Annotated in this window: 13 protein-coding genes, 1 tRNA gene, 1 other RNA gene and 1 pseudogene; 8 read left to right on the top strand and 8 right to left on the bottom strand. The window is 63.1% G+C overall.

Annotated features, from left to right (window positions below; all coding sequences use genetic code 11):
* Positions 1–58: 58 nt before the first annotated feature.
* Both PARN5_RS0111720 and ssrA read left to right on the top strand, forming a co-directional pair.
* Positions 59–1,102, top strand: a complete 1,044-nt coding sequence (locus tag PARN5_RS0111720) for an extracellular solute-binding protein (protein ID WP_017999962.1) — start codon at positions 59–61, stop codon at positions 1,100–1,102.
* 161 nt (positions 1,103–1,263) lie between these two features.
* Positions 1,264–1,617: a transfer-messenger RNA gene (gene ssrA / locus PARN5_RS23495) on the top strand.
* Positions 1,618–1,680: 63 nt separating this feature from the next.
* On the opposite strand, the gene PARN5_RS0111715 is transcribed toward ssrA, so the two are convergent.
* Genes PARN5_RS0111715 through PARN5_RS0111700 form a run of 4 tightly spaced genes read right to left on the bottom strand, consistent with a single transcriptional unit; the run spans position 1,681 to position 3,335 of the window.
* Positions 1,681–2,715: a tyrosine-type recombinase/integrase gene (locus tag PARN5_RS0111715; protein WP_232419341.1), complete on the bottom strand. Its 1,035-nt coding sequence runs from the start codon at positions 2,713–2,715 to the stop codon at positions 1,681–1,683.
* Positions 2,705–2,947 carry a MerR family transcriptional regulator gene (locus PARN5_RS22030; protein WP_017999960.1) on the bottom strand — a complete coding sequence of 81 codons (243 nt, stop codon included), beginning with the start codon at positions 2,945–2,947 and terminating at the stop codon, positions 2,705–2,707. Before PARN5_RS22030 ends, PARN5_RS0111715 begins: the two co-directional genes overlap by 11 nt.
* A complete protein-coding gene (locus PARN5_RS0111705) occupies positions 2,947–3,180 on the bottom strand; it encodes a hypothetical protein (RefSeq protein WP_017999959.1) in 234 nt (77 codons plus the stop codon). Before PARN5_RS0111705 ends, PARN5_RS22030 begins: the two co-directional genes overlap by 1 nt.
* Positions 3,181–3,191: 11 nt before the next feature.
* Positions 3,192–3,335: an Arc family DNA-binding protein gene (locus tag PARN5_RS0111700; RefSeq protein ID WP_017999958.1), complete on the bottom strand. Its 144-nt coding sequence runs from the start codon at positions 3,333–3,335 to the stop codon at positions 3,192–3,194.
* A gap of 95 nt (positions 3,336–3,430) precedes the next feature.
* Here PARN5_RS0111700 and PARN5_RS23490 point away from each other — a divergent pair, with 95 nt between their 5' ends.
* The 5 genes and pseudogenes from PARN5_RS23490 (at position 3,431) to PARN5_RS0111670 (ending at position 6,645) form a co-directional block, all read left to right on the top strand.
* The gene (locus PARN5_RS23490) at positions 3,431–3,826 is read left to right on the top strand and encodes an Arc family DNA-binding protein (protein WP_017999957.1); all 396 of its coding nucleotides are present in this window, start codon (positions 3,431–3,433) and stop codon (positions 3,824–3,826) included.
* Positions 3,823–4,095 carry a hypothetical protein gene (locus PARN5_RS24210; RefSeq protein ID WP_157403978.1) on the top strand — a complete coding sequence of 91 codons (273 nt, stop codon included), beginning with the start codon at positions 3,823–3,825 and terminating at the stop codon, positions 4,093–4,095. Before PARN5_RS23490 ends, PARN5_RS24210 begins: the two co-directional genes overlap by 4 nt.
* Positions 4,096–4,141: 46 nt before the next feature.
* Entirely contained in the window at positions 4,142–4,372 is a 231-nt protein-coding gene (locus tag PARN5_RS0111690; RefSeq protein ID WP_017999956.1) for a hypothetical protein, read from the top strand.
* Positions 4,373–4,611: 239 nt separating this feature from the next.
* Positions 4,612–5,393 (top strand): IS5 family transposase gene (locus tag PARN5_RS23485; RefSeq protein ID WP_085999836.1). Its coding sequence is split into 2 segments (ribosomal slippage): positions 4,612–4,954 and positions 4,954–5,393, totalling 783 coding nucleotides; the frame shifts between segments, so codons are not numbered across the junction.
* 107 nt (positions 5,394–5,500) lie between these two features.
* A pseudogene (locus PARN5_RS0111670) lies at positions 5,501–6,645 on the top strand (IS3 family transposase).
* A gap of 491 nt (positions 6,646–7,136) precedes the next feature.
* Here PARN5_RS0111670 and ptsP read toward each other — a convergent pair.
* Both ptsP and PARN5_RS0111660 read right to left on the bottom strand, forming a co-directional pair.
* A complete protein-coding gene (gene ptsP, locus PARN5_RS0111665; RefSeq protein ID WP_017999954.1) occupies positions 7,137–9,380 on the bottom strand; it encodes a phosphoenolpyruvate--protein phosphotransferase in 2,244 nt (747 codons plus the stop codon).
* 43 nt (positions 9,381–9,423) lie between these two features.
* Positions 9,424–10,680: an aspartate kinase gene (locus PARN5_RS0111660; RefSeq protein WP_017999953.1), complete on the bottom strand. Its 1,257-nt coding sequence runs from the start codon at positions 10,678–10,680 to the stop codon at positions 9,424–9,426.
* Between the two features lie 159 nt (positions 10,681–10,839).
* On the opposite strand from PARN5_RS0111660, the gene PARN5_RS0111655 reads away from it, so the two are divergent.
* Positions 10,840–11,037 (top strand): hypothetical protein, encoded by a 198-nt coding sequence (locus tag PARN5_RS0111655; protein ID WP_017999952.1) that lies wholly within the window; start codon positions 10,840–10,842, stop codon positions 11,035–11,037.
* A gap of 7 nt (positions 11,038–11,044) precedes the next feature.
* Here PARN5_RS0111655 and PARN5_RS24205 read toward each other — a convergent pair whose 3' ends face one another.
* A complete protein-coding gene (locus PARN5_RS24205) occupies positions 11,045–11,245 on the bottom strand; it encodes a hypothetical protein (RefSeq protein ID WP_157403977.1) in 201 nt (66 codons plus the stop codon).
* A 175-nt stretch (positions 11,246–11,420) separates the two neighbouring features.
* Positions 11,421–11,493 (bottom strand) — tRNA-Pro (locus PARN5_RS24200).
* Positions 11,494–11,691 lie beyond the last annotated feature (198 nt).

The raw sequence follows: 11,691 nt of genomic DNA, 5'->3' as shown, positions 1-11,691 counted from the left end.
AGGTGGCCGCGGGCCGGCTAGCGTCAGGGCCATCCGCCACCCATCCGAAAGGCCCCCGATGAAACTCCTGCGTTCCTCTGCCCTTGCGCTGATCCTCGCCGGCACCGCCGCCCATGCCGCCGATCCCGAATTGACGGTCTTCGACTGGGCCGGCTTCGAGGAGCCGGTGATCTTCCAGGGCTATATCGACAAGAACGGCGACAGCCCGACCTTCGCCTTCTATGGCGACGACGACGAGGCCTATCAGAAGCTCGCCTCGGGCTTCAAGGCGGACGTGGCGCATCCCTGCTCGCAGATGGTGTCGAAATACCGCGACGCCGGGCTGATCGAACCCTGGGACACCGCGAAGATCCCGGCCTTCGAAACGCTCGACCCGAAATTCCTCGATTCGCCGATCTTCAAGGACGACAGCGGCGTCTGGTATATCCCGACCGACTGGGGCGCCACCGCCATCGCCTATAACAAGGACACCGTGCCGGCCGAGGACGTGGCCAGCCTGAACGTCTTCATCGACCCGAAATACCAGGGCCGGGTGTCCTTGCCCGATTCGGCGGACGACGTCTGGGCGCTGGCCTATCTGGCGACCGGCACCACCGACTGGACCAAGGTCACGGACGAGCAGTTCAAGGCCGCCGCCGACTGGCTGCGCCAGGCGCATCAGAACGTCGCCGCCTATTGGGCCGACCCGGCCGAGCAGGCGCAGCTGATGGCCTCGGGCGCGGTGGACGTGGCCTGGTCCTGGAACGACGGCGTGGTGCTTCTGGAAAAGGACGGCTTCCCGGTCGGCTTCCAGCGCGCGCCCAAGGAGGGCAGCTCGACCTTCTTCTGCGGCTTCATCAACCTGAAGAACGGCCCGGGCAGCGAAGACAAGGCCTATGATTTCATCAACGCCTGGCTCGCGCCCCCGGCGGCCAAGGGCCTGCTGGACACCATCGGCTACGGCCATACCTCGACCGTGGCGATGGACACGATCAAGGACGAGCCGGCGGTGAAGGAGGGCCTCTCGCCCATCGACGCGCCGATCCTGGCCCAGACCCCGAACGACCCGCAGCAACGCGAGCGCCAGCTGCAGGAGTTCGAAAAGATCAAGGCCGGCTTCTGACGCCCCGAACCCGACCGGCACCGGGTGATCGGCGCGGTCGCATGGGTATTTGAAAAACAAAGAAGGCCCGAGCCGCCGCGCCCGGGCCTTCTCTGTTGGAGAAATACCCCATGGGGTGAATTGACCCGCGCCAGCGGGGCAAGAGGGGAACGGCGTTCCCCTCTCTTGCGCGCGGAAGTGCGGGCGCCTATATTCGTCGGGTCCGGGTTCGCCCGGACTATGGACATAAACGCGCAGGTAATAAGCGGATCGGACCCGGGGGCGGTACCCGGCGACTCCACCAGATTCCCTCGTTGGGGGCACATGGGGTCGAAACAGGATCGACGAACGTCTAAAGCTGTTTGCTTTGTCTCGGTGAGCTACCACCGTCATCGGTGCAAAATGTACAGTTGCCAACGACAACCGTGCTCCGGTGGCTCTGGCTGCGTAAGCAGCTCGGGTAACCGAAACTCAAGCCCTTCCGCCTAGCAGCGTAAGGCGGGGCCCGCAGGAGCCTGGCAACAGAATCCTGCACTTTATTCCTGCCTTCGTAAGCATCTGTTTTCCCTGCCTAATGGGTTTCCAGTTTTGCAACGGTTTTACAGTTTCCGTTCCCGGTATGTGCTGAGAACGGTCTGGGCCGCTGCCACGCGGTCTTGATGGCGGCTGTAACGCTCGACCATTTCGACCGACATTCCGATAGTGTCGCTGATCTGCTGTCCGGTGTATCCGGCGCGCCGCAGACGGATGACAGCGTTCGCCCTGAGCCCGTGCCAGACGACGCCGTCGAGTTCTTCGTGCTTGTCGCGGTAGTCGTCGAAGACCTTCCACAACTGATTCGCGCTGACCGGCTTGCCGATGTTCTTGCCGCTGTCTTGCAGCAGGAACGGCCCCGGCCGCTTTTCCCACGTCGCCATTTCCGCTTCGAGTTCGGGGAAGATCGGGCAAACCGGGCGGACTCCGGTCTTCTTCTGGCGCAGGCTGATGGTGTCGCCGTCGACATCGGTCCAGCCCATACGAATGATGTCGCTGGCGCGTTGGCCGGTGTAGCGGGCTAGGAAGAAAGCCCGGCGCAGCATCCCGGTCAGGTTCTTTTCCGCAAAGACCAACTGGTCATCGGTCCAAGGTTCGTGCCCGCCTTTCGACTCGAAGGTCTTCACGCCGTGGACGGGATCGGAATGCAGCAGCCCGACAGGACCGCGCGCCCATGAGCACATGCTGCGAAGGGCATAGAGGATGTTGTTCGCCCTGCCGTGCTTCGTGGCGCCGATCTTGACCATGAGTTCTTCGACATGGGCAGGGCGCAGGTCTTCGGCTGGCAGGTTGCCCCATAGCTCGCGCACGACTTGCAGATAGCGGCGATACTGCGACTGCGTGGCCGGGGTGATCTTCTTTCGTGCCGATGGCCAAGAGGCGATGTAAGCGTCGATCAGGGCGCCGATGGTGTCCGTCCGCTCGGCGATGCCTTCCAGCTGGCGAACGGCGGTCCAGAATTCGGGGGATCGGGGATCGTCGGGAAGGCGGATCCGGGCACCAGCGTTCGGGGTTCCCCTGCCCGGCTGAAAGTAGAAGTAATCTCGGCCTCGCGCTTTCACCCGATGAACGCCGCGTGGCAGCTCGATCTTAGGTGACACGGCCCAGCGCCTCCTTGAACGGGTCCGTCGGCGCCTGCGGCGGGGCGAGCTTGTCGACGACCTCGGGCCAGTAATACCGAACCGCCCCGGCGGTGTAGCGGCGCGGCGCGGGCAAGATGCCCTGCCGCGTCCATTCGTCGACGGTCGAGACGCTGGCGGACAATTCCGCCGCCAGGTCTGCTTTCGAAAGGAACATCGGCGGACGGTCGCCTTTGACGACGGGGCGCTTCATCAGTGGGCGCGCTCCCTGGCAGCATGGAACGCCTGCATGACCAGCGACTTTTCGTCGGCCAGCCACAGCCAGTCGAGGCTCAAGCCGTTCTGATCGCAATAGACCAGCAGCTCATCGGTGAAGGTCCGGTCCTCGCCCTCGCCATTCAAGAGCCGCTTGGGCGGCGTGGTGCCGGTCCATTCTGCGAACAGCGTCAGCCGGTCGAGAACGCCTTCGGGATACGTAATCTGCATGGTCCTGCCTCCTATGCTTCCTGCCGTTCCATCCGCTCGCGGACGGCTCGGATCACTTCACTGTTCTGGCTGCTGCCGTTCAGCCGGGCCTGTTCCGCCAGCCACGCCTTGACATCGACGGGGAAGCGGATCGGCAGTTGCTTCATCTGGGTCATGTCCCCTCTCAGTAACACCGTGCTATATGATAGCACGGTGCGACGCTTGCATGTCAACAAGAAATCGCACAGTGCTACCAAAAAGAGGATGGCAGATGGCACCGAAGGCAGGGCGCGGATCAGATCAGTTCGTCGTCAGGCTTCCTGACGGCTTGCGTGAACGTATAAAGGAAGCAGCAGAACACTCGGGACGATCCATGAATGCCGAAGTTGTTCAAGCAATCACGGACGCGCTCGACCGCGCCGACCGGGACCGAAAAATCGTTGAATTCTACGCGAAAAATCCAGAACGATCTGAAAAATTAGAAGCCAGTGAAGCTCGAAGGAAAGAGTTCGAAGACAGGAATTTCGATAATCTGCGCATCCGAAGTCTCTCTGACATCGACCAACTTGCAAGCCGAGTTGCACATACCATCCGCCTTAAATTGGTTGAGGATATCGTTGCCCTGTCTCGTGCCCGAAAAATCCAGTTTGGTGAGGATGACGAATGAGGAACCCCCTTCCAATATCTGATGACGAGCGCGAGGCGAAAGCCGCTTTCCATGCTCTTGACCTAGACCGCGACGGCAACGAAATCCTTGTCGGTCTTTCGCGCGAGGAAAGCGAATGGCTGCTTTGTTACAATCGGGACTACGCCGGGCCGCCCCGCGTCCGAGCAACAAAGGAAGACCGAGCCAAGGCGAAAGCGATTCGTGAAAAGCATAATGTCGCGCGCTTGCTGGCCTTAGGGCGCAAGACCTCTGGAATTGCGCTGCAATAGCCGGATTAAGCCTCGCCTATCACAGATCCACCTCACAGACTGACCCATGCACACGATCCGTGACCCTCTGACCGCCTACAACGAGCGCGTGAAGCTGTTCGCCAACTTCCTGAACGCGACCGCCCTCGGGCTGATCGGGTTCGCCGTCCTGCGCCCGCTGACGGAAAGCCTGAGCAACGCTAGCCTGTCCACGCTATGGTGGGGTGCAACGGGACTCGCAATTCATGGCGTTTCCCACTACATTATAGGCAGGATACGCAAGGAGGTGAAGGAATGACGTTCTTCGAGTTCATCGTCCCGGTCGTCGCCCTGGCTGTCGCTGGCGTCGGTATCCTTGTGCTGCGCCGCGAAGAGCGCAAGCTGGACCGGCCGAAACATCACCCTGCCGAGTAGCTACGCCTCGACCAGCATCGCCAGCATCATGCCCTCGGGGCGAGGATCTTCCCGTAGGTCGTGTTGACAAAAGGGATTCCTCTGGCAGTCGTCCTATGATTCAAGCTCATCTCTACGTGGGAGATGAACTTGGCACGCAACCTGATATCCGACGATGAGTGGACCTTCTTCGAGGGCTTCATTCGTGCCGTCCGGCACCCTAACGGGCGGAAACCTGCGGACCATCGTCTTGTTCTGAATGGTATATTCTGGATCGCAAGGACTGGTGCGCCATGGCGCGATCTGCCCGAAGAGTTTGGCAAGTGGTCCTCGGTCTACCGTCAGTTCCGCCGCTGGACTTTGGCGGGACTGTGGGAGGATATCCTGGATGCGCTGAACCACGCTGGGATCGCGCCAGACAAGCTCCAGATGGTTGATAGCACTGTGATCCGCGCCCATCATCATGCGGCGGGCGCAAAAGGGGGACTCCGAAAGAGGCTCTTGGCCGTTCGAGAGGCGGCTTCTCGACCAAGATCCATCTCCGCGTCAACGGCGCAGGCCTCCCGATGAGGACCGAGATCACGCCGGGGCAGGATTCCGACTACACCGGCTATGATATGGTGATGGCCGACAACCTGCCGCAACCAGCAGTTCTGGTCGCCGACAGGGGCTATGACTCTGATAAAATTCGGGAAGACATCGAGAGCCGCAACGCCCTGCCCATGATACCGATGCGAAGGAACCGAAGGGTGCGCAAGGCTGTCGACATGACCATCTACACCCTGCGCAACATGGTCGAGCGCTGCTTCAACAAGCTGAAAAATAGCCGCCGCCTTGCAACCCGCTACGACAAAACCGCCGAAAGCTTCCTTGGCTTCGTCGACGTCGCCTGCATCAGGCTCTGGCTCCGCCATTTGTCAACATGACCTAGGGTGATACATCAGATAAACTTTGAGCACCTCCCCGAAAATCGGACAGTGACGTAAGCTCTGATCTTCCGTCTGCTGGTCTCCAAGAACGAGGAGAACAGACGATGTCGAAACGCAGGAACCATGACGCGGGCTTCAAGGCTCGCGTGGCGCTGGAAGCCGTGAAGGGCGAGCGCACCGTGTCGGAGCTGGCCGCGGAATACGGCGTGCATCCGACGATGATCCACCAGTGGAAGAAGGCGCTGCTCGAGGGGGCATCGGACATCTTCGAACGCGGCAGGAAGAAGAAGGCCGAGGTCGACGAGGAGACGGTGCGATCGCTGCACGCCAAGATCGGAGAGCTGGCCGTCGCCAACGATTTTTTGTCACGAAAGCTCAAGCCCTGGACCGGCAGGTGAGGCGCGGGATGATCGAACGCTCTCACCCCACGCTGTCGGTCGGGGCGCAATGCCGTCTGCTGTCGATCTCGCGGTCGTCGTTCTACTACGCACCGCAGGGCGAGACCGAGATGAACCTGGCGCTCATGCGGCTGATCGACCGTCAGTTCCTGGAAACCCCCTTCTACGGCGTCCAGCAGATGACCTGGCACCTGCAGAACGAAGGGCACCCAGTGAACATGAAGCGCATCCGGCGGCTGATGCGGCTCATGCGTCTGATGCCGATCTACCAGAAGCCCAACACCAGCAAGCCTGCGAAGGGGCACAAGACCTACCCCTATCTGCTGGGTGGCCTGCGGGTCGATCGGCACAACCATGCCTGGTGTGCCGACATCACCTATCTGCCGATGCGACGAGGCTTCCTCTACCTGGTCGCCATCATGGACTGGTTCACCCGCAAGGTGCTGGCCTGGCGCATCTCGAACACGCTCGAAGCCGACTTCTGCGTCGAGGCGCTGAACGAGGCGGTCCACCGCTTCGGCCCGCCCGAGATCATGAACACCGATCAGGGCTCGCAGTTCACGTCCTTCGCCTGGACCGACCGGCTGAAACGGATCGGCACCCGGATCTCGATGGACGGCAAGGGCCGGTGTCTCGACAACATCTTCATCGAGCGCCTTTGGCGGTCCCTGAAGTATGAGTGCGTCTATCTGCACGCCTGGGAGACCGGCTCGCAGGCGAAGGCGGGCGTTGGCCGATGGATCACCTTCTACAACCACCAGCGGCCCCACGCCGCCCATGGCGGACAGCCGCCCGCCGTGGTCTACTTCAACCAGATCGAAACCGATCAGCAGGGGCAGAGAGTAGCTTAAATCATCCCGGAAACTGTCCAAGAGATGGGGAGTAGCTCAATCCCTCAGTTCGAGGAACGGCGGCACTTTCGGTTGTTCTCCGGCTGCAACCTTGGCCCAGTACCCCCGGGGCGGTACGGGAATGCGATGACGACTGCAGACCTTTGCGAGCCCCCGATCCGATATCCCGAATTCCTGTGCAAGCGCTGTCATCGGTTTTCTCCAGACCAGGTCGTAGAGGTTCCGACGGCTAAGTAACTGTGATGGCGACAATTCTTGAACTCTCCGCAATACAGCTTCGTGCGGAAGCAATATCCCGCAGCGTCGTTTTAGCTGTCATCGCCACCCGGGTGAAACCTGGAGAAGGTTGTCTTTCAGATCCCCTCCGCCACCTTTCCAAGACGCAAGCAAAGATGGTCGTTGCCCTCGGGCGAGTCCCCCTTTCGGGGATTGTCATCGAAAGACCACCTTGCGACGCCTCGGATGCCGGTGTTTCGGCGCAGAATGCGGCGCTAATGCCGGGCCAGCCATTCGGTGATGCAGCGGCGCAGGTTCGTCTCGCCCAACTCGCGGGCATCGTCGATCACCCGGCGCAGATCGGCCAGGTTCACCCGCCGGATCAGATGCTTGACCGGCCCGACCGAGGCCGGCCGCATCGACAGCCGCCGGAAACCCAGCGCCGCGAAGGTGACCGCCTCGATCGGGCGGCCGGCATCCTCGCCGCAGAACGACACCGGCACCCGCGCCTCGTCGCAGCGCTGCACGATCTGGTCCAAGAGCGTGATGAACGAGGTGTTCAGCGTGTCGTAGCGCCGGCGCACGCGTTCGTTCTCGCGGTCGGCGGCAAAGAAGAACTGCTTCAGGTCGTTGCCGCCCACCGAGATGAAATCGCACATCTGGAAGAACTTCTTCGGCGCGAAGGCCAGCGAGGGCGTCTCCAGCATGGCGCCGACGCGCACGTCGGTCGGCATGGCGTGGCCCAGCCGCTGCTCGCGGGCGATCTGCTCCATCAAGAGCCGGTGCGCCTCTTCGAACTCGCCCATCTCGGTGACGAAGGGGAACATGACGTAAAGCGGCCGGCCGACGGCGGCGCGGATCAGCGCCTGCAGCTGCATGCGCAAGACGCCGCGCTTGTCCAGGCCGACGCGAATGGCCCGCCAGCCCATGGCCGGGTTGGGCTCGTCCTGCGGCTTCATATAGGGCAGCACCTTGTCCGAGCCGATGTCGAGCGTGCGGAACATCACCGGCTTGCCATGGGCGCTGTCGAGCACATGGGCATAAAGCTGCGCCAGCTCGCCCCGGCGCGGCACCCGGGTCCGGGTCAGGAACTGCAATTCGGTGCGGAACAGACCCACGCCCTCGGCGCCCGAGCTTTCCAGGCTCGGCAGGTCGGCCATCAGCCCGGCATTCATGTAGAGCTGCACCGTGATCCCGGCCAGATCGGTCGCCGGCAGGTCGCGCAACCCGGCATAGCGGCTCTGCGCCTCGGCCTGCATGGCCATCTTGTCGCGGAAGGCCTTGGCGACCGATTCCTCGGGGCGCAGGTGCACGGTGCCCATGTCGCCATCGACCAGGATCGGATCGCCGTTCAGCGCCTCGGCGATGATGCGCTCGGCGTGGATGACCAGCGGGATCGCCAGGGCGCGGGCGACGATGGCGGCGTGGCTGCCGACCGAGCCCTCTTCCAGCACCACGCCCTTCAGCCGGCGGCCGTATTCCAGCAGCTCGGCCGGGCCGATGTTGCGGGCGACCAGGATCGGATTTTCCGGCATCTCGGCGCCGGTGTCGCGGCCCTGCCCGGTCAGGATGCGCAAGAGCCGGTTCGACAGGTCGTCGAGGTCATGCAGCCGGTCGCGCAGATAGGGGTCGGCGGCGCTTTCCAGCCGCGACCGGGCCTGGCTCTGTTCCTTTTCCACCGCCGCCTCGGCGGAAAGCCCGGCGTCGATGCTTTCCTCCATCCGCCGCAGCCAGCTGCGGGAATGGGCGAACATGCGATAGGTTTCCATCACCTCGGCGCTGTCGCCCTTGGCCATGTCGGTCTCGGCCAGCATGGAATCGACCTTGGTGCGCAGCATGGCGACGGCCTCGGTCAACCGGGCCTTTTCCTTCAGCGGATCGTCGGCGACCGGATTGGTCACCACCACGCGCGGCTCGTGCAGCCAGACACGGCCCTCGGCCACGCCCTCCTGCCCGGTGCCGCCGCGCAGCATGACCGGGAAGCGATGCGCCGGCGGCATGCTGTCGGATTGCGAGCCCAGGAAGGCGCCCAGCTCGGCCATCTCGGCCAGCACCATGGCGACCACCTCCAGGCCATAGATCTCGTCCTCGGAGAACTGCCGCGCCTCGCGCGACTGCACGACCAGCACGCCCAGCTTTTCGCCGACACGCTGGATCGGCACGCCCAGGAAGCTGGGATAGACCTCCTCGCCGGTCTCGGGCATGTAGCGGAAGCCGGGCTCGCCGGGGGCATTCGCGGTGTTCACATACCGACCCGAACGGGCGACGCGGCCGACCAGCCCCTCGCCCAGCCGCAGCCGGGTCTTGTGCACCGATTCCGGCTTCAGCCCCTCGGTCGCGCAAAGCTCCAGCGTGTCGGGATCGCGGAACAGGTAGATCGAGCAGACCTGCGTTCCCATCGAATCGGCGATGTGGTGGGTGATCTGGTCGAGACGGTGCTGACCGCTCCCCGGAGCGGCCAGGGTTTCGCGCAGCCGCAACAGCAGCCGGCGCGATTCGCTTTCCTTGCGTTCGGCCATGATCCTCCCGCTTCAGGCTGGGGCCCGGTCCGGGGCCTGCGGATCAGGCCCGTTCCAGCTCGAAGGCATCATGCAGCGCCTGCACGGCCAGTTCCATATATTTGCGGTCGATCAGCACCGAAATCTTGATCTCGCTGGTGGAGATCACCTTGATGTTGATGTTTTCATCCGCCAGTGCCTTGAACATGCGCGCGGCGACGCCGGCGTGGCTGCGCATGCCGATGCCCACGACCGAGACCTTGGCGACCTCGGTATCGACCACCAGGTCGTCATAGGCGATATGGCCGGCGGCCTTGGCCTCTTCCATCGCCTTGCGGGCGCGGGCGACCTGGTTCACCGGGCAGGAGAAGGTCATGTCGGTCACCGAACCCGGGTGATCCTCATAGTCCTTTTCCGAGATGTTCTGCACGATCATGTCGACATTCACGCCGGCCTCGGCCAGCGGCGCGAAGATCGCGGCCGAGATGCCCGGGCGGTCCTCGACGGTGACCAGGGTGATCTTGGCCTCTTCGCGGGAATAGGCGACGCCGCTGACGACTTTCGATTCCATGATTTCATCCTCATCGCAGACCAGGGTGCCGCTGGTCTCATCCGTATCCTCGAACGAGCTCAGAACCCGCAGGCGGACCTTGTAACGCATCGCCAGCTCGACCGAGCGGGTCTGCAGGACCTTGGCGCCCAGGCTGGCCAGTTCCAGCATTTCCTCGAAGGCGATCTTGTCAAGCTTGCGCGCCTTGGAGGTGATGCGCGGGTCGGTGGTATAGACCCCGTCCACATCGGTATAGATGTCGCAGCGCTCGGCGCCGAAGGCGGCGGCAAAGGCGACGGCGGTGGTGTCCGAGCCGCCGCGGCCCAGCGTGGTGATGCGGCCCTCGGGCGACAGGCCCTGAAAGCCCGCGACCACGGCGACCTTCATGCCCTCGACGAATTTCTGGTCGATGTTGTGGCGCGGAATGTCCACGAAGCGGGCCGAGCTGTGCTGCGAGGTGGTGTTGATCGGCACCTGCCAGCCCTGCCAGCTGCGCGCCGGCACGCCCATTTCCTGCAGGGTCAGCGCCATCAGCCCGGCGGTCACGTTCTCGCCCGAGGCGACCACGGCGTCGTATTCGCGCGCGTCGAACAGCGGCGAGGTCGCCTCGACCCAGCCGACCAGCTCGTTGGTCTTGCCCGACATGGCGCTGACGATGACGATGACGTCATAGCCGCGCGCGACCTCGCGTTGAACCTTCAGCGCGGCGTTCTTGATGCGGTCCAGGTCGGCCACCGAGGTGCCGCCGAATTTCATCACCAGAAGCGGCATTCCTTGCCCCCCAGCAGTTTCCGGGGCGCGTTCTATGGGCGGGCCGGGGAAAGAACAAGGGGCGGCAGCGATTTCCGAGCGTTTCGCCCGCATTATTTTGCCGGGGCCGGGCAGCAGGGGCGGCTTGATGCCGGCGCGACCCGGCCGCAAAAGGCGGGCATGAAAGCGACGCATGACGATTCCACCTTCACCCTGACCGGCAAGGTCTGGTCGGCCACCTATCCGCTGGAGGAACTGCCGCGCTGGCTGGCCTTCTATCGCAGCCGCCGCACGCGCTGCCCGCGCGCCGGCGACAGCTACGAGGCGACCATCACCGCGCTCGAGGCGCTCGAACGCGACCTGGCCGGGCGCGGCTGACGCCCGCTCAGGTGCCGCTGAGCTCGCGCCAGCGGCTGTGGATGTTCTCGCAATGCGCGCTCTCGGCGAAAGCCCGGTCCATCAGCACCATGAAGACGCTGCGCCACCGCGACGGCGGCTGTCGATAGACCCGCGAGCACAAAGGCTCGGATGGCTTTCCTCCCAGGCTGCGGTTGATGCAGACGGAAACGCTCCACCAGGCGTTCATGGCAACCTCACAGACTCATCAAATACCTTCGACCAGAGAAAGGTGACGCTTCGAAAACAAATCGCGGCACATGGAACATGAATCGCACCTGGTGCAGGAAAGTCACGCTGGCTTTTTGGGCAAGAGCGAGGGCGAAAGCCGCCGGCGTGGCAAGCCGGGCGAGCCCTGCGCGGGATGGTCGGGGCGAGAGGATTCGAACCTCCGGCCTACGGTACCCAAAACCATGCCATTTTGTTGGCACGGCTCCACTAATCTGCAAACCTCGTGCCCTTTGTCCCACAGGACTTCAATAGGTTACGAGAGGTTTTCAAACCGTCAGCGGCCGTCATTTTGGGAAAGACTTTTCGCGTACGGATTAATCGGCTCAGGAAGCCGACTGATATAGGGCTGATCACAACCGCAGACCTTGCAGCGAGCGCGGCGGCAGAATTCCAGCTCAGTAATCC

It is taken from the genome of Paracoccus sp. N5, from assembly GCF_000371965.1.
In the GTDB taxonomy this organism is placed as follows: Bacteria; Pseudomonadota; Alphaproteobacteria; order Rhodobacterales; family Rhodobacteraceae; genus Paracoccus.
The sequence above is the reverse complement of the archived record's forward strand: the minus strand, read 5'-3'. Positions and strand labels throughout refer to the sequence as shown.

Coding starts and splice junctions, on each gene's coding strand:
- PARN5_RS22030 (WP_017999960.1), bottom strand. CDS start 2,947: ATGAAGCGCCCCGTCGTCAAAGGCGACCGTCCGCCGATGTTCCTTTCG.
- ptsP (WP_017999954.1), bottom strand. CDS start 9,380: ATGGCCGAACGCAAGGAAAGCGAATCGCGCCGGCTGCTGTTGCGGCTG.
- PARN5_RS0111705 (WP_017999959.1), bottom strand. CDS start 3,180: ATGCAGATTACGTATCCCGAAGGCGTTCTCGACCGGCTGACGCTGTTC.
- PARN5_RS0111690 (WP_017999956.1), top strand. CDS start 4,142: ATGCACACGATCCGTGACCCTCTGACCGCCTACAACGAGCGCGTGAAG.
- PARN5_RS24205 (WP_157403977.1), bottom strand. CDS start 11,245: ATGAACGCCTGGTGGAGCGTTTCCGTCTGCATCAACCGCAGCCTGGGA.
- PARN5_RS0111655 (WP_017999952.1), top strand. CDS start 10,840: ATGAAAGCGACGCATGACGATTCCACCTTCACCCTGACCGGCAAGGTC.
- PARN5_RS0111660 (WP_017999953.1), bottom strand. CDS start 10,680: ATGCCGCTTCTGGTGATGAAATTCGGCGGCACCTCGGTGGCCGACCTG.
- PARN5_RS23490 (WP_017999957.1), top strand. CDS start 3,431: ATGGCACCGAAGGCAGGGCGCGGATCAGATCAGTTCGTCGTCAGGCTT.
- PARN5_RS24210 (WP_157403978.1), top strand. CDS start 3,823: ATGAGGAACCCCCTTCCAATATCTGATGACGAGCGCGAGGCGAAAGCC.
- PARN5_RS0111700 (WP_017999958.1), bottom strand. CDS start 3,335: ATGACCCAGATGAAGCAACTGCCGATCCGCTTCCCCGTCGATGTCAAG.
- PARN5_RS0111720 (WP_017999962.1), top strand. CDS start 59: ATGAAACTCCTGCGTTCCTCTGCCCTTGCGCTGATCCTCGCCGGCACC.